This is a genomic window from Bradyrhizobium sp. 482_C4_N1_8 (genome assembly GCF_052075965.1).
GTDB classification, from domain to species: domain Bacteria; phylum Pseudomonadota; class Alphaproteobacteria; order Rhizobiales; family Xanthobacteraceae; genus Bradyrhizobium; species Bradyrhizobium barranii.
In genome coordinates, this window is the sequence record NZ_CP197231.1 from 4,473,475 (window position 1) to 4,490,867 (window position 17,393).

The window sequence follows — 17,393 nt, forward strand, 5'->3', positions numbered from 1 at the left end:
GTGCTGACTCACGGTTGCAACTGGCTTGCTTCGGAATGCCGATCGGATATTCTTGGTACCGACGATGGTTACGGAAGACCGCACGGCTGTTTCCGAGATATTGCTCACGGACTTGCCGCCGACAAGGCGTCAGACGCGGGCGGCGATCGCCGTTTTATTAATAGTATTGGTTGGCTTTGCGGCAGTAGTTCCGTTCTCCGATAGACCGGTAGTCGCACTCAATGCCTTTTTTCCCTCACTTGATGCCATTGTTCTGGTCACCGACCTGATTACAGCCGTTCTGCTGTACGCCCAGTTTTCGATTTCCCGTTCGCGCTCGCTCCTTGCGCTGGCGAGCGGCTATTTGTTCACGGCATTCATCGTCATTCCTCATGCACTTACTTTTACCGGCGCGTTCACGCCAACGGGACTCTTCGGTGCAGGCCCGCAGACGGGATCATGGCTTTTCATCTTCTGGCATGTTGGCTTCGCAGTGGCTCTGTTGGGTTACGCGATATCGAAGGACGCGAAACACGACGGGCTCGCCTCCGAAGCACCTGTCGGACGTGAGATCGGCTGGTGCGCGGCAACCGTGGTTGCGTTGGTAATCGGGATCACCTGGCTAACTACCGCAGGTGAGGCGCTGCTACCCCCAATCGTTCTTGACGGGTCCCGGCTGAGTCCCTTCGTGATCTATCCAATCTGGTTCACGATACTGATCACCGCTGCTGGCCTCACCGTTTTGTTAATCCGGCGGCGTTCAGTACTCGACCTTTGGTTAATTGTGGTGGCTGCGGTGTTTATTGCGGAGCTTGCCTTCAGCGGCCTGCTGCCAACCGTTCGCTTCAGTGCCGGCTTCTACGCGGGGCGAGTATTCTCACTTATTACGTCGAGTATTGTCCTGATCATTCTGCTCGCGGAAACGACGTGGCTTTACGTCCACTTGGCTCGATCAAACGATGTGCTGCAGCGTGAGCAACACAACAAGCTCGCGAGCATGGAAGCGATGGCCGCCTTGATCATGCACGAGGTAAACCAACCTCTCGGGTCCATTCTCACTAACGTTGAAACGATGCAGTCGATGCTCGAGTCCCCCACGCCGAACATCAGTGAAATTCGAGAAATCGCTGCCGACATCAACCGCGACGATGTGCGTGCGAGTGAAGTACTTCGACGAATTCGGACCCTGCTCAAGAAGGTGCCATTCGAGGTAAAACCCATCGAACTCAACGAAAATGTCCGGCAGGCTGTCGCAGTTCTTTCCGGCCAAGCTGCTGCGCGGCAGGTTGATGTGAGTACTGCCATTGGACCCCCATTGCTGCCGATCAGCGGGGACCGGGTTCAAATTCAGCAGGTCCTAGTGAACCTGATCGTTAACGCGATGGATGCGATGTCCGAAATTCCGGCCTCTCGCCGCAGGCTGACAATCCAGACCTCGCTTCGCGGCGAATTTGCCGAAGTAGCAATTGCCGACGCTGGTCCGGGCATCCCGCCTGACAAACTCCAAGGCGTGTTTGAACCGTTTGTCACGACTAAGGCGCACGGCATGGGGATGGGATTGTCAATCGCGCGATCAGTTATCGAGGCCCACAACGGAACGATATCGGCGCACAATCAACCCAGAGGGGGCGCGGTGTTCCGTATTCGACTGCCGTTGCGCAAATCGTAATCCGTCGCTCAGGATTAAATCGGACTGTCACGAACTCCGGCAATCGGTCGTCCGGGTCCCTCTGGGAGCATAGATAGACGCGCGCCCCTTCAGCATATTTGCGTTTTTCATTTTTCGATGTTTGTTTGCCGCATCTGCTTTTCAAAGGGGCTCGCGAGATGCGGCGCACTGATCTGTTCGAGGTCACGATGAAGGGCTGGGCGCGGCTCAACCCGCAGCAGCGCGAGCGGTTCTTCCAAGCGGGCCTGAGGGCGGCGCTGCGGCTTGAGCGGCAAGAATTCCGCGAATGGCTCCGGCGGCGCGTAGGCGAACCACCGCTCGCCCCGCCGGTCGATCCGGCCCGCTTCGCAATTTCGCAGGCCGACATCGCGCTTCTCATGCGATCGGCGCGCGAAAAGTCAGGTGTACCAAATGATACACCTGCAAAGCGTGAGGTCGGCGCGCGATAACTCTCCGCAACGCAATCTGGATTTCGTCCGGGTGAAATATCTTCACGACGTGGGGTCGCACGGTCCCCCCATTAATTCACGCTCTCAGAAGGACCCCGGCACCGATGCGGTGAGCCGCCATGTTCGACGATCCCACCAGCGTCACACATCACCGCGACCTAGACGCGACCGTGTCAGTCGTCACCACGACAGACACCCGCCCCGCGACGATCTCTGCTTCCGGGGGAAGACCGGAAGTCGAGAGCCAACTGCTGAAAACGACGCGATTGACCCCAAACGGACGTGACGACCTCGCGCGTTCTTAAGTCAGCGCTGCAGCTCAATTCCCGAAATCCCCCGGGCGGGCCCAACCCTTGATCTGGATCAATGGAATCTAGACCGCTTTGTGCCGGTCTATCACCGAGCACTCGCCGTGCCACATGGGCACGGCGAGTGCTTCGCGGTTCTGAGCAAGCTTTCCATGCATTTGGCGCGGCGCCTTTGACGCCGCAAAAAAAGGAGGGTGACGCCATGTTTCGCTGCACACACAAAGATACAAGATCCGGCATCCCAAATCTGCGCAACGTTGCGACAGGTTGGCACAAACGATCCTGCGCCGCGCTTCTCGGCGCCACGACACTGGTGTCGCTGTCGCTGTCCGGACCGGCGGTGGCGCAAACACCGCAGAAACCAAACATTCTCTTCATCATGGGCGACGACATCGGCTGGATGCAGCCGCGCATCTACCATCAAGGGCTGATGGTCGGCGAGACGCCCAACATCGACCGCATCGGACAAGAAGGCGCCAAGTTCATGCACTACTACGCCGAGCAGAGCTGCACTGCGGGGCGCAACGCCTTCTTCACCGGCATGAACCCGCTGCGCACGGGCATGATCCCGCCGCAGCTTCCGGGAAGCCCGACCTATCTGCTGCCTGGGACGCCTTCGATCGCGTGGTTCCTGCGCGACCTCGGTTACAACACCGGCGAGTTCGGCAAAAATCACCTGGGCGACCACACCGACGCGTTGCCGACCGCCCATGGCTTCCATGAGTTCTGGGGCTATCTGTACCACCTGGATGCGATGCAGGGCGTGAGCTTCCCGGACATTAACAAGACCCCGACCCAGCAGACCGTCGCCCCACCCTGCAGGAACACACCGATCCCGGGTCTTGCGGAAGTGCCGGGCGCGGTGGATCCGAGAACGGTAACGAAGACAAAGACCTGCCTGACGCCGCCGCGTCCGGTCATCTGGTGCAAGTCCTCCGACGGAACGGCGAAGAACCAGACTTGCCAGGACCAAGGCCCGCTGACCCTTGAGCGTTCGAAGGGGGTGGACGAGGAAATTTCGGCCAAGGTCATCGACTTCCTCGACCGCAACGATCCCAAGAAGACCAACAAGCCGTTCTTCGTCTGGTACAACCCGGCGCGCATGCACGTCACGACCGTGCTGAACGACAAATACATGGCCATGGTCGGCGAGCCCGGCGGCAAGGACTGGGGCGTCAACGAAGCCGGCATGAAGCAGATGGATGACAACATCGGCTACGTGCTGCAGAAGTTGGAAGAGATGGGTCAACTCGCCAACACGATCGTCGTGTTCACGACCGACAACGGAGCCGAGACCTTCACCTTCCCCGACGGCGGCGTCACGCCGTTCAAGGGCTCGAAGATGAACACTTGGGAAGGCGGCATGCGCGCGCCGTGCGTCATCCGCTGGCCGGGCGTCATCAAGCCGGGCACGGTGAAGGACGAGATCTTCGCCTCGCTAGACTGGCTGCCCACGCTCGTCGACATCGCCGGCGGCCCCAAGGGCGATGGCCTCAAGGCGCAGATCGAGGCCGGCAGCTACCCGGGTATCGTCAAGACCACGCTCGACGGCTTCAATCAGCGCGACTACCTGGAGGGAACGACCGAGAAGTCCGCGCGCGACGTCTTCTTCTACTATTCCAGCAGCCACCCGTCGGCGGTGCGCTACAAGAATTGGAAGATGTATTTCGCGATCGCGCCCGAAACCCCGACGGGGTTTGTGAACCCGGGAGTCCAGACGATGTTCGCAGCCGGCATGGTAAACCTCAAGCGCGATCCATTTGAGATGGGGTGGGGCGACGAGAAAAAAGCGGGTTTCTGGTTCGGCGGCGCGCTCGCCGCACCGGCCACGGCCTACATATACGACTGGAACCTGCTGCCCATCGGCCAGGCGCTCTGGCTCGCGGAACTGGAGACCTACAAGACGTTCCCGCCGATGCAGGATCCGGCGAGCTACAACTTGGATCAGGTCATGAATCAGCTCAAGAAGGGTCAGGGCCACCCGAGCCAATAGCCGACCGCGCGTAACACAACCACGCGGCGCCCCTACGGGGGCGCCCGCACACGACAGGTGAACGATGAATGCGCTTCCGGTGCAATCGCTTCCAGAGACGGCCAACCTCACCCGTTCGTTTGGGTGGTGAAGCGGAGTTGCTCATTACTGCCATCGTTCGAGTGATGGGGTGTTTACCAGGACTGCACCCATTACACTTGTACTGGTTTAGGACCAAGATGACCGACGTGCCTTTTCCGCCGTAAGCGGCAACGCCAGCCCGATCTCTCCATCACTCCATCACTCCATGACTGCTGACCGCGTGGACCATCTGACCGAATGATGCTGCGCTGCATGAGTCCGGATGTGGCCCAAAGCAGAGCTGCTGAGTGCCAGCCCAGATGTCTGCTTCCGGGCGTAGTGCAGACATCGCAAGCCATCGCGCATCATTTGGAATGGGCGTCGCGGCGTTCGCTCGCTGCGAATTTCCCATCGCTAATGTCGTCTTTAGCGTGGTCGAACCAACGCACAGGGACGCCCCGTGGTGCGTGTCTGTCCCGTCGCGTTGTTCGGGGACGCCCCGACCCTTGAACGCACCAGCGCGCGTCCCTGCGAAGCGAGGGAATTGCCGGAATTACAACTACTGCTCAGGGCTAAGACAGGATGCAAGCAACCAATGCATGGGCGCGCATCGCAGAATTATGCACAGCTATCGGTTGCTCAGCGGATCGCGACACAAATGACGACACTCAAGTATCATCACATTGATTTATAAAGGTTTTTTGCGCATATACTTTTCATGCGCAGTGGTTTTACGGCTTATGCCGAGCTCTCCCCGGGGAGCGATGCACTATTGCCCCCGTCGCCTTGCGGATGACTGATGTGCGGGCCCGGTCGGGCCGCCACATCACCGCAAGACTTGGCGCACAGGCTCCGGGCGCCAGGACGGCACGGTTTTACCGTACACAGGCTGCACCGGTCGTGTGCGCGCGGCGTTCGCTCACGGTTGCCCGCCCTGCAAACCACCTTCGCGCCGACGCCGCCTGCGTCCACCACGTCCCACCCCGCGTGTCGTGACGATCGCGATAACGCCCCTCGGCCCGGGGTGGGATGGCTTTCTATATGATAATCCGAAATGCGGATAAAGAGAATTATTTCTGCGTGGTGCGGTTGACCCGCCCATTGGGTGTTTTGCCCGACGGGCGGCGCAAGGGGTTGTGGGACGCGCGAGCGCGCGCCGCAACGCCGCCATGAACAGGTCTCCCCACGGCCGCAAAATGCGCTACCATGATCGCAGCGCGCCTCAAGTCGCGCACGATCCACGAGACGCATGAGGAAACGAGATGAGGGTGACGATTGGACGGCGCATGGTCATGGGCGCGGTGCTGACTGCCGCGGGCGCGGTGGCTTTGACGGCGGCGTTTGGCCCGGCTTGGGCACATGGGCCGACCCGGCAGAAGGTGCGCGAATCCATCGAGATCAACGCGCCGCCGGCCAAGGTGTGGGCCGCGATCGGCAATTTCCAGGACATGAGCTGGCTGCCGCCTGTCACCAAGACCGAGGGCGAGAAGGGCAATGAGATCGAAGCGACGCGGCGGCTGACCCTGACGGGAGGCGCCACCGTCGATGAGGAACTCTACAAGTTCGACGCTGCCGCGATGACCTATTCCTACCGGATCACCAAGGTGGACGTGAAGGTGCTGCCGGTCACCAATTATTCCTCGACGCTGACGGTGACGCCGAGCGCCGACGGCAAGGGCGCGACGCTGGAATGGGCGGGCGCGTTCTACCGCGGCTTCCCCAACAACGATCCGCCGCCGGAGCTCAGCGACGAGGCCGCGGTGAAGGCGGTGAAGGGGCTCTATCAGGCCGGCCTCGAAGCGCTGAAGAAGAAGATCGAGAGCGGAAGCTGACCGTGCGGGCGCGGATCCTGGCGGCGCTCGCCGCCAGCCTTTGCGCTGCCAGTATTGGCAGCGCGTCCGCCGAAGAGGCGTTCGTCACCAACCAGCTCAGCGACGATCTGATGGTCGTGGACCTCGCGACATCGCGCAGCGTCGCGACCATCCCGATCGGCGGCAAGCCGGCCGGCGTGGCCGTCAGCGCGGATGGGCGCTTTGCCTATGTCACGAGCCCCGACGCCAAGGCGGTGACCGTGGTCGACGCCGCAACGCGGCAGGTCTCGGGGCGGATCGAGGTCGGCGGCGGGCCGCTCGGCATTGCCGTGACGCCCGATGGCAAGACGGTCTACGTCGCGGACTGGTATGCGGCGGCAGTGCGGGTGATCGATACGGCCTCGCGCAGTATCACGGCCAGCATCGCGGTCGGCGCATCCCCGTCCGGCCTCGCGGTGACGCCTGATGGCAGGCTGCTGCTCTCGGCGGACCGCGACGACGACAGCGTCTCGGTGGTCGATACCGCGACGCGTGAGCGCAGGGCGACCATCAAGGTCGGGACCCGTCCGTTCGGCGTCACCATCGATGCCGAGGGAAAACGCGCCTACACCGCCAATGTCGGCTCCAACGACGTCTCGGTGATCGACATCGCCGCGAGCCAAGAGATCGGCCGCGTGCCGGTCGGGATGCGTCCTTATGCGGTGGCGCTGACGCAAGGGCGCGGCTTCGTCACCGACCAATATGGCGGCACCGTCAGCGTGTTCGACCTGGCGACGCTGAAGCCGGTCAAGCGGATCAATGTCGGCGACTATCCCGAAGGCATCAATGTGACCGCCGACGGCAAGCGCGTCATCGTCGCCTGCTGGGAGAGCAACACATTGAGCATCATCGATGCCACCGAGCTGAAGGTGATCGGCGAGGTCAAGACCGGCGACGGCCCGCGCGCGTTCGGGGCGTTCCTGCGTAGGACGGAGTAGGGGGCGCGGAGCATCTGTAGCCTGCATGGAGCGAAGCGGAATGCGGGGACACTTTCCCGGATTGCGCTTCGCTCCATCCGGGCTACGGCGCTAAACCACTCTTAGATCCGGCAAACGCCTTCAACTTCAGGAAAAAGTCCTTCAGGATCGGGTTGCGATCCACATAGGTCACGTAGCGGATCGGATGCCGCCGGCGATCGATGCTCCACGTGATCTGATCCGTGAGAACCGGAGCCGGCACGATCACGCTCGGCGCCCAATCGGGATTGAGAAGCCAGCCGGCCGGCGCCATGTCCCAGATCTCCTTGGCCCAGCCCAGATGGTCGGACGAATAGTCCTTGAAGCGCATGGCGAGGAACGCGCCGATGCTGCCATGCGGTTCGACGTAGCGCTCGATCTCCGGCACCGTGCTGTGAAGGTGCGAGGTGACGCCCTTGCATGGCACGAGCACGAGCGGCACGCCGCTGTCGAACAGCACCTGCGCGCCGCCGACGTCCTGCTTGAGGTTGAACTCGATCGTGTGCGGCCATTCCAGCGCGTGACCGCCAAGCCAGACCACCACCACGCGGTCGATGATGTCGGGGGCCTCGAGCAGTGCCGAGGCGACATTGCTGATGGCGCCGATGGCAATGACGTAGAGCGGATTGTCTGGGGAGCCTGCGCGCGCCCGGGCCACGAGGTCGTTGACGGCGGGGGCCGCCTGCGCCGTCTTGCCGGGACCGACATAGTCGGTGACGCCGCGATGGACGAGGCCGTCCGGCGCGACGTTGAGGCGCTCCAGCAGGCGAAGGATTTCCTGGTAGCTCAGCTCCATGCCGTGGCCGGGACTGTCGGCGCGTGTGTTGAAGAACGGCGCGGCGTAGATCGCCTCGACGTCGAACCGGTCCTTCGACAGCAGCATCTGCACCAGCGCGAACTGATCGTCGATCTCGTTGTAGGTGTCGGTGTCGAGCACCACGCGCACCTTGCCGACCGGCGGCTCCAGGAGTTTGAGGCGGGCTGCGTCCGAGAGTGTCATCACCGTCTCCTTGGGCCGGGGGGGGGCTCGATTGCGGATCAGGCCTTGAGCGAAATCCGGCAGACCACGTCTGCGATCTCATCCATCTGCGCGAACATGTGATCGGGCGCAAGCGCCCGCAGCGCCGCCGGCGCGGCGTAGCCCCAACTCACCGCGCCGCAGGCAATCCCTACCGCGCGCGCCGCCTCGATGTCGCGGACCTCGTCGCCGATCGCGATCACGCGGCCTGGCTCCACGCCCGCGCGCCGGATCACGCGGCGGAATTTCGCGGGCTTGCCGAACAGCGACGCCGCGCAGTCGAAATGCGCGAACAGGGCGGCGGACTCGCCGAGCTTCTCGCGCGCATTGGCTTCGCTATCCGACGTCACCAGCGCGAGCTGCACGCCGTTCCCGGCCAGCGTCTGCAGCATCGTCTCGACGCCGGCGAATAGGGGAATCTCCGCCGCCGCCTCCGCCTTCAGCCGCCGCGCATGCCGCGCGATCGCCGGCAGCTTCCACAGCGGCACCTCGAGCCGGGCGAGGATCTCGCGCGACGAGGCATGTCGCAGCGCTTCGATTTCGTCATCCGCGACGCGGCGAAAATTGAAGCGATCGGCGACATCGTTGATGGTGCGCAGGAACCACGGAAAGCTGTCGGCCAGTGTGCCGTCGAGATCGAAGATGGCGAGGGAGTAGTGCATGGAGGAGGTTTTGGAGTTCGCTGACAAACGAGACGTGGCGGCTATTATTTAGAAGAATTCGAGGACACCCATGCGACACGAGCGCATTGAAATCAACCCTGCGATCATGGCCGGCAAGCCCGTCAGCCGTGGGACGCATGTGCGTCACCGCAACCTGCGCACGTGAACATTGATGTCGAGATCGATGTTGCTGACGCAGGTCTGAGTAGTCCGGTGAGAGCCGCCCTCGTGCCAGGGGCCATCGCGCGTGCGGGCGTTGGTGATATTGGCGAGCTTCAGGCATCGCCATTGCGGCAGCGGTCCGCTGCTCTCGCCGCCAAATTGCCAGGCGAGGACGGCTTCCTCACCCATCTTGTTGGTGCCGATGATGTGGGGGCAGAGCTCGCGATAACGCCCCTCGTAGATGCAGGTTACCTGCTGCTCGGCGAGGATTGCCTTGCGGAAGAGCATGTAGGTGCGGCTGGGCATCGCGGACACTTGCAGCCTTTCCCCGATGATCCCGCGGACGAGGCGGAATGAACTCTACTCCGCCGCCTCGCTCGTGCTCCTCCGCTTCGGCTTCCGTGCCTTCTTCAGCACCGGCTCCAGGAACTTCCCCGTGTAGCTCCGCGGCGCTTTCGCGATGTCCTCCGGCGGGCCCCAGGCGACGATCTCGCCGCCGCCGTCGCCGCCTTCGGGGCCGAGGTCGATGACCCAGTCGGCCGTCTTGATGACTTCGAGATTGTGCTCGATGACGACGACCGTGTTGCCCTGTGCGACGAGCTCGTGCAGCACCTCAAGCAGCTTCTTGACGTCGTGGAAGTGCAGGCCGGTGGTCGGCTCGTCCAGGATGTAGAGCGTGCGGCCGGTGGCGCGCTTCGACAGCTCCTTCGCGAGCTTGACGCGCTGGGCTTCGCCGCCCGACAGGGTCGTCGCCTGCTGGCCGACATGGATGTAATCGAGCCCGACGCGGTGCAGGGTCTGGAAGGTCTCGCGCACGCGCGGCACCGCCTTGAAGAAGTCGGCGGCTTCCTCGACGGTCATGTCGAGCACGTCGGCGATGCTCTTGCCCTTGAACAGGACCTCCAGCGTCTCGCGGTTGTAACGCTTGCCCTTGCAGACGTCGCAGGTGACGTAGACGTCGGGCAGGAAGTGCATCTCGATCTTGATGACGCCGTCGCCCTGGCAGGCCTCGCAGCGGCCGCCCTTGACGTTGAAGGAGAAGCGGCCGGGCTCGTAGCCGCGCGCCTTCGCTTCGGGCAGGCCGGCGAACCATTCGCGGATCGGCGTGAAGGCGCCGGTATAGGTCGCGGGGTTCGAGCGCGGGGTGCGGCCGATCGGCGACTGGTCGATGTCGATGATCTTGTCGATGTGCTCGAGGCCCTCGATGCGATCGTGGGGTGCGGCGCCTTCGCTAGCGTTGTTCAGCTTGCGGGCGATGGCCTTGTAGAGCGTGTCGATCAGCAGCGTCGACTTGCCGCCGCCGGAGACGCCGGTGACGGCCGTGAACAGGCCCAGCGGAATCTCGGCCGTGACGTTCTTGAGGTTGTTGCCGCGCGCGTTGACCACCTTGATGGTGCGGCGATGGTTCGGCGGGCGCCGCTCCGGCACCTCGACCTCGAGCTCGCCGGTGAGATATTTGCCGGTGAGCGATTTCGGGTTGCGCATGATCTCGGCGGGCGTGCCTTCGGCGACGATGTTGCCGCCATGCATGCCGGCGCCGGGCCCGATGTCGAGGACGTAGTCGGCAAGCAGGATCGCGTCCTCGTCATGCTCGACCACGATCACGGTGTTGCCGAGGTCGCGCAGGCGCTTCAGCGTATCGAGCAGGCGGGCGTTGTCGCGCTGGTGCAGGCCGATCGAGGGCTCGTCCAGCACGTAGAGCACGCCAGTCAGTCCCGAGCCGATCTGCGAGGCGAGGCGGATGCGCTGGCTCTCGCCGCCGGACAGCGTGCCGGAGGAGCGGGACAGAGTGAGGTAGTTGAGGCCGACGTCGAGCAGGAAGGTGAGGCGCTCGCGAATCTCCTTGAGGATGCGGCCGGCGATCTCGTTCTGCTGCGTGTTCAGCGCCTCGGGCACGGTCTCGAACCATTCGCCGGCCTTCCTGACCGACAGCTCCGAGATCTCGCCGATATGCTTGCCGCCGATCTTGACGCAGAGCGCCTCGGGCTTCAGCCGGAAACCCTTGCAGCCTTCGCAGGGGACGTCGTGGAAATATTTTGCGAGCTCCTCGCGCGCCCACTCGCTCTCGGTCTCGCGATAGCGGCGGTTGATGTTGGTGATGACGCCCTCGAACGGCTTCTTGGTGTCGTAGGAGCGGACGCCGTCCTCGTAGGAGAACTTGATCTCGTCCTCGCCCGAGCCAAGGAGGATCGCGTTCTGCGTCTTCTTCGGCAGATCCTTCCATTTGGTGGTCAGGGTGAACTTGTAGTGCTTGCCGAGCGCCGTCAGCGTCTGAATATAGTAAGGCGATGACGACTTGGCCCAGGGCGCGATCGCGCCCTTGCCGATGGCGAGCTCCTTGTCGGGGATGACGAGGTCCTCGTCGACATGCTGCTCGACGCCGAGGCCGCCGCAGGCCGGGCAGGCGCCGTAGGGATTGTTGAACGAGAATAGGCGCGGCTCGATCTCCGGAATCGTGAAGCCGGAGACGGGGCAAGCGAATTTTTCCGAGAACAGGATGCGCTCAGGCCCGCTCTTGTCGTGGATTTTTGCGGTCTTCTTCTTCTCCTCGACGGGCGCAGCCGCTGCAGGCGCATCGGCGAACTCGACGACGGCGAGGCCCTCCGCGAGCTTCAGCGCGGTCTCAAAGCTTTCGGCGAGGCGCTGGCCGATGTCGGCGCGCACCACGATGCGGTCGACCACGACGTCGATGTCGTGCGGAAATTTCTTGTCGAGCGTCGGCGCCTCCGCGAGCTCATGGAAGGTGCCGTCGATCTTGACGCGCTGAAAACCCTTCTTGAGCCATTCGGCGAGTTCCTTGCGGTACTCGCCCTTGCGGCCGCGCACGACCGGGGCGAGCAGATAGAGGCGGGTGCCTTCGGGCAGCGCCAGCACGCGGTCGACCATCTGCGAGACGGTCTGGCTCTCGATCGGCAGACCCGTGGCGGGCGAATAGGGCACGCCGACGCGCGCCCAGAGCAGGCGCATGTAGTCGTAGATCTCGGTGACGGTGCCGACGGTCGAGCGCGGGTTCTTCGAGGTCGTCTTCTGCTCGATCGAGATCGCCGGCGACAGGCCGTCGATCTGGTCGACATCAGGCTTCTGCATCATCTCCAGGAACTGGCGCGCATAGGCCGACAGCGATTCGACGTAGCGGCGTTGGCCCTCCGCATAGATGGTGTCGAAGGCGAGCGAGGATTTGCCGGAGCCTGACAGCCCGGTGAACACCACCAGCTTGTCGCGGGGAATCTCGACGTCGACATTCTTGAGGTTGTGCTCGCGCGCGCCACGAATCGTAATTGCGCGCAGGCTGGATCCCGCGTTCTGCTGTTGGCGCTTCGCCTTGATCACTTCATCCATCCGAGTTGCCCTCAAGGAATCCCAAAGGTGCGCGATCGCGCCAACAAAAAAGGCGCGCGTCGCCCGGAACCGGGATCGGCGCCGATGGGTATGGCAGCGAACGTAGGAAGAACGGGGACGGATTTCCAGTGGCGTGTGCGAATCGTCAACGGATTGTTGGCGCGCTGGCGGCATCTGGCAGGAGCAGGGCCCCCGGAACATGCGAAGGGCCGGCGCGAGGCCAGCCCTTCGTTCGCGTTTGAATGCGGATTTGGGGCAATCCGCACATGATCAGGACTTGGAGGTTCCTGAGGGAAGCTTGGTCTCAGTATTTGGCGACGACCGGGCCGCCCCAGCGGTAATTGATGCGGATCAGGCCCATGTCGATATCCTGGCCGATCCGGTCGGTGCGCGGGGCGAAGCCGCCGACGAGCGTTGCGAAGTCGGCGCTGTGATGGCCGAGGAAGACATGGTTGTACTCGCCGCCGACCGACCAGTTCTCGGCAAAGCCCCATTCCACGCCGATGCCGATGGTGTAGCCCCAGCGGGTCTGGTTGACGCTGTTGAACACCGCGGCCGGGACGCCGGGGACGAAGGTGTCGTACTTGTCGTGCGCCACCGCGGCGCCGGCCTTGCCATAGAAGAGCAGGTTGTTGACGGCGTAGCCCATCTGGCCAGTGAACAGGCCGAAGCTGTCGATCTTGGTCTGGTTGGTGAACAGCGGCAGCGCCACGCTGACATTGCTGCCCTTGAAGTCGGCCCAGTTGCCCTGGCCCTCGATGCCGAACACCCAACGCGACTTCTGCCAGCGATAACCGAGCTGTCCGCCGACCGTGCCACCGCCCGCATTGTGACAGCCTTCGCCAACGGCCGGATCGACAGCGATGCCGAGCGCGCGGGTCACGCCCCAGCAGGCATGGGCCAAGCCGCCGCCGCCGTTGATGCCGGCATAGATGCCGCTCCAGTCATAGACGGGAACGGCGGCCGCCGGCGCCTTGTAGATCGGGAGATCGGCGGCGGTAGCCGGCGCGACCGCACCGAGTGCGAACAGGCTGACCGCAGCCAGCATCCACGTCTTCATGTCACGTCCCCAACTCGCCAAAGCCATTAGCGGACGCCTTGCGCGCGCCTCACGACTCCAAGACGGTTGGGTGCACCCTCGCGCGAAAACAAAAAGGCCGGCGCAAGGCCGGCCTTTCGTAACGCGATGGCGTCGGAGGCGAAGATCAGTATTTGGCGATGAGGGGGCCGCCGAACCTGTAACTGACGCGGGCCGTTGCAATGTCAACGTCCTGGCGGATCCGATCGGCGCGCGAGAACGTGCCGTTGTTGAACGTAAAGCGGTTGTCGCGCGATCCCATGAAGCCGTGCACATAATCGACGCCGACCACGATGTTGGGCGTTACGCCGAAATCGAGGCCAGCACCAATCGCTCCGCCCCAGCGCGTTTCATTCGCCCTGTCGAACACGAAGCCGGTGGCGGTGGTGAAGCCCTCGTATTTGTCGCTCACAACCATCGCACCACCCTTCGCGTAGAACAGCACATTGCTCCAGGCGTAGCCGACCTGGCCGGTCACGAGGCCGAAGGCGTTGATCTTCGAGCGGTCTGAGCCGACGCCGCCGGCAGCCAGGCTCGGTCCATTGGAGCCGCTAAGGTGAGCCCAGTCGCCCTGGCCTTCCACGCCGAACACCCACGACGCGCTCTGCCAGCGAAAGCCGGCCTGGCCGCCGGCCACGCCGCCGGTCGCGGTGTGGCAGCCCTCCGATGCGGGGGGAGTGACCGGCGCACCGAGGATGTTGGTGACGATGTCCCAGCAATTATGGCTCCAGCCGCCACCACCGTTGGCGCCGATGTAGAAGCCGCTCCAATCGTAGACCGCGGCGATCATCGGGGCAGGAGCTTTGGTGTAGGGGCTCGCCGCCAGGTCGGCCGCCGAAACGGACGTGGTCATCGCGACTATGCCGGCGGCGGCAAGCATAAACTTGTTCAAGACGGACCCCCCAAGGCCAAAGTTGTTGCGATCTTCGATACAACCTTCGAGGTGCGACAGTCTGTCACCGGAGGGTCACAGCGCGCCGAAAAATGGAACTTGTCCGCAAGCGCTCGCGCCGTGCGCGCGAAAACAAAAAGGCCGGCGCAAAGCCGGCCTTTCGTAACGCGATGGCGTTGATGGCGAAGGTCAGTACTTCGCCACAACCGGGCCGCCGAAGGTGTAGTTCACGCGGACCGTGCCCATATCGACGTCCTGCTTGATACGGTCGATGCGGTCGTTGATGCCGAGAATCGTGAACGAGTTGTTGCGCTTGCCCATGAACAGATGGTCGTATTCGATCGCAACGGACCAGTTCGGCGCGAAGCCGAATTCGAGGCCGGTGCCGACCGCGCCGCCCCAGCGCGTCTCGCTTGCGCTGTCGAGGACCACGCCGACGACCGTGCCGTTGTACTTGGCATGCGTGACCGCCGCGCCACCCTTCACGTACCAGAGCACATTGTTCCAGGCATAGCCGACCTGGCCGGTGAACAGGCCGATCGCGTCGATCTTGGTCTCGTTGACCAGCGGAGCAAGCGCCACGCTCGTATTCGAGCCCTTCAGATTGGCCCAGTCGCCCTGGGCTTCAAGGCCGAACACCCAGCTGGCCGACTGCCAGCGATAACCGACCTGGCCACCGACGACGCCGCCTGTCGCATTGTGACAGCCTTCAGCCGTGTCCGGACCCGCAACGCCGAAGATATTGTTGACATCCCAGCAGTTGCGGCTCGAAGCGCCGCCGCCGTTGATGCCGAGGTAGAACCCGCTCCAGTTGTAGATCGAGGCCACAGCAATGGGCGCCTTGGTGTAGGGGCGGGCCGCCAAATCGGCCGCCGAGGCGGGAGCCAACGCGCTGAGTGCGAACAGACTGGCCGAGGCCAGCAAAACCTTCTTCATTTCAATTCCCCAGTTTCGTTTCTCTTTGTCGACCAAAAACGGCCGACCCAATGACCCAACCGATGTCATTGCTCTACACCATTGAAGCCGAAGGTTGTGTCACCGGGATACCACAGCTTTCCCCGAAAACGTTGGGAATCGGTTGGCCTGGATCTGGACGCGCGAAAACAAAAAGGCCGGCGCAAGGCCGGCCTTTCGTAACGCGGTGCGTTGGAAGCGAAGCTCAGTACTTCGCGACCACCGGGCCCCCGAAGTGATAGTTCACGCCGACCTGCACGGTGTGGAAGTTGAGCGTGCCGGTGGGCAGGGCGCCCGAGAAGTAGGTCTCGCCGCCGAGGCTGCGATAGAGGTACTCGCCCTTGACCGACCACTGCGGAGCGAAGAACGCCTCGACGCCCGCGCCGACGGTCCAGCCGGAGTGCCACTTGCTGTCCGACGCGGTCAGGCCGAGAGCGGAGAGGGTGATCTTGTTGTCGATCCAGGCGTAGCCGCCGGTGCCGTAGAACAGGACCTGATTGACGGCGTAGCCGATACGGCCGCGCACGGTGCCCATGGCATCGGTCTTCGAGCTCGCCGTTGCGGTCACAACGCCGAATCCGGGAACAACAGTGGCGCCGGTCGCCGAAGCGCTGACGTCAGCCCAGGAACCATCAGCCTCGACGCCGAACACGACGTTGCCGGTCTGCCAGTTGTAGCCGGCGGTGCCGCCGACGAAGCCACCCTTCATCTTCGGGTCGCCGGAACCGTTTTCCCAGGCGCCGCCGCCGACGATACCGAGGTAGAAGCCGGTCCAGTTGTAGACCGAGGCCACCGCCACCGGAGCCTTGGTGTAGGGGCGCGCCGCGAGATCAGCGGCCGAAGCCGGAGCAGCGAGAGCGAACAAACAGGCCGAAGCCAACAAAACCTTCTTCATTTTCAAACTAATCCCAGTCCCGGTTTCTGTTTTTGCCTTCCGTGCGTTCGGAAGGACATCGGACGCCGTGGTCCAACTGATGTCGTGCTTACACGAGCAAAGCCGCAAGTTGTGTCTCCCAAAAGCCACAATAATCGCAAAACGTAACGGTGACTGACCTATAATTCCCGTTGCCCACGCAAAAAGGCCGGCGCGAGGCCGGCCTTTGATCTCCAAGCGATTTCAGAGGGATGTCAGTATCTTGCGATCATCGGGCCGCCCCAGCGATAGTTCACGCGGACGAGGCCGATATCGACGTCCTGGCTGATGCGATCGGAGCGTGTGGCAACGCCGAGCGGGGCGAAATTGCCGGATCCGGTGAAGCCGATGGTGCGGTTGCCGAGGAAGATGTGGTCGTATTCGAAACCCACGGTCCAGTTCGGGGCGAATCCGAACTCGACGCCCGCACCCACGGTGCCGCCCCAACGGGTCTCGTTGGCCCGGTCGAACTCGAGGCCGCTGGCGACGTCGAAGCTGCGGTAGCGATCGCTGACGACGGCGCCGCCGCCCTTCACGTAGACTAGGACGTTGTTCCAGGCGTAACCGACCTGACCGGTAATCAGGCCGAAGGCGTTGATCTTCGAACGATCGCGCAGGCCGCTGATCGCACTGATGTTGTCACCCGAGAAATCGGCCCAGTTGCCCTGGCCTTCGAAGCCGAACACCCAGTTGGCTGACTGCCAGCGGTAGCCGACCTGGCCGCCGACCGTGCCGCCGGTCGCGTTGTGGCAGCCTTCGCCTACGAGAACGCCACCGCCGATATCGACGTCCCAGCACTTGTGGCTGGTGCCGCCGCCGCCGTTGATACCGATGTAGAAGCCGCTCCAGTCGTAGATGGTCGCGATCATCGGTGCTGGAGCCTTGGTGTAGGGACGCGCAGCGAGATCTGCCGCGCTTGCGGGAGCCGACAGCCCCAACGCGATTGCACCAATAGTACCAATCAAAATCTTATTCATTGCAGTCCCCCCAGTTTCTGACCGCTTTTCGAAGTCCCCGAAGCGGCTGATCAGGCGCGACGCCTATAAGAATCTAATTCCGCAGCAAGCGTAGCTTAGGCGGGAGGCGGAGTCCGTCTCCGGAATGCAACAGT

14 protein-coding genes are annotated in these 17,393 nt (G+C 63.1%); 5 read left to right on the forward strand and 9 right to left on the reverse strand.

The features are described from left to right. Window positions 1–64 precede the first annotated feature (64 nt). From AB7Z56_RS21365 to AB7Z56_RS21385, 5 genes are all read left to right on the forward strand, one after another. Window positions 65–1,648 (forward strand): MASE4 domain-containing protein, encoded by a 1,584-nt coding sequence (locus AB7Z56_RS21365; protein ID WP_354132924.1) that lies wholly within the window; start codon window positions 65–67, stop codon window positions 1,646–1,648. Window positions 1,649–1,773: 125 nt separating this feature from the next. Continuing rightward, a complete protein-coding gene (locus AB7Z56_RS21370; protein WP_354233141.1) occupies window positions 1,774–2,097 on the forward strand; it encodes a hypothetical protein in 324 nt (107 codons plus the stop codon). Between the two features lie 687 nt (window positions 2,098–2,784). Beyond that, window positions 2,785–4,398, forward strand: coding sequence for an arylsulfatase (locus tag AB7Z56_RS21375; RefSeq protein ID WP_441256830.1), 1,614 nt, complete (start codon window positions 2,785–2,787; stop codon window positions 4,396–4,398). Window positions 4,399–5,720: 1,322 nt separating this feature from the next. Beyond that, window positions 5,721–6,290, forward strand: coding sequence for an SRPBCC family protein (locus tag AB7Z56_RS21380; RefSeq protein WP_063983150.1), 570 nt, complete (start codon window positions 5,721–5,723; stop codon window positions 6,288–6,290). Window positions 6,291–6,292: 2 nt separating this feature from the next. Next, complete coding sequence (locus tag AB7Z56_RS21385; RefSeq protein ID WP_135213715.1) at window positions 6,293–7,246, forward strand: YVTN family beta-propeller repeat protein; 954 nt, start codon at window positions 6,293–6,295, stop codon at window positions 7,244–7,246. 82 nt (window positions 7,247–7,328) lie between these two features. Here the strand turns inward: AB7Z56_RS21385 and AB7Z56_RS21390 are convergent, their stop codons facing one another. From AB7Z56_RS21390 to AB7Z56_RS21430, 9 genes are all read right to left on the reverse strand, one after another. Then, window positions 7,329–8,264: a nucleoside hydrolase gene (locus tag AB7Z56_RS21390; protein WP_208071250.1), complete on the reverse strand. Its 936-nt coding sequence runs from the start codon at window positions 8,262–8,264 to the stop codon at window positions 7,329–7,331. Between the two features lie 38 nt (window positions 8,265–8,302). Next, complete coding sequence (locus AB7Z56_RS21395; protein WP_135213713.1) at window positions 8,303–8,944, reverse strand: HAD-IA family hydrolase; 642 nt, start codon at window positions 8,942–8,944, stop codon at window positions 8,303–8,305. A 144-nt stretch (window positions 8,945–9,088) separates the two neighbouring features. Continuing rightward, window positions 9,089–9,421 carry a hypothetical protein gene (locus AB7Z56_RS21400; RefSeq protein ID WP_135213712.1) on the reverse strand — a complete coding sequence of 111 codons (333 nt, stop codon included), beginning with the start codon at window positions 9,419–9,421 and terminating at the stop codon, window positions 9,089–9,091. Between the two features lie 45 nt (window positions 9,422–9,466). After that, a complete protein-coding gene (gene uvrA / locus AB7Z56_RS21405) occupies window positions 9,467–12,445 on the reverse strand; it encodes an excinuclease ABC subunit UvrA (protein WP_208071256.1) in 2,979 nt (992 codons plus the stop codon). 304 nt (window positions 12,446–12,749) lie between these two features. Then, window positions 12,750–13,505, reverse strand: coding sequence for an outer membrane protein (locus AB7Z56_RS21410; protein ID WP_166096658.1), 756 nt, complete (start codon window positions 13,503–13,505; stop codon window positions 12,750–12,752). 145 nt (window positions 13,506–13,650) lie between these two features. Beyond that, window positions 13,651–14,415 (reverse strand): outer membrane protein, encoded by a 765-nt coding sequence (locus AB7Z56_RS21415; RefSeq protein ID WP_247305428.1) that lies wholly within the window; start codon window positions 14,413–14,415, stop codon window positions 13,651–13,653. A gap of 189 nt (window positions 14,416–14,604) precedes the next feature. After that, the gene (locus AB7Z56_RS21420) at window positions 14,605–15,351 is read right to left on the reverse strand and encodes an outer membrane protein (protein ID WP_208086988.1); all 747 of its coding nucleotides are present in this window, start codon (window positions 15,349–15,351) and stop codon (window positions 14,605–14,607) included. A 223-nt stretch (window positions 15,352–15,574) separates the two neighbouring features. Further along, window positions 15,575–16,264 carry an outer membrane protein gene (locus AB7Z56_RS21425; protein ID WP_085404689.1) on the reverse strand — a complete coding sequence of 230 codons (690 nt, stop codon included), beginning with the start codon at window positions 16,262–16,264 and terminating at the stop codon, window positions 15,575–15,577. A gap of 233 nt (window positions 16,265–16,497) precedes the next feature. Beyond that, window positions 16,498–17,259, reverse strand: a complete 762-nt coding sequence (locus tag AB7Z56_RS21430; protein WP_085404690.1) for an outer membrane protein — start codon at window positions 17,257–17,259, stop codon at window positions 16,498–16,500. Window positions 17,260–17,393 lie beyond the last annotated feature (134 nt).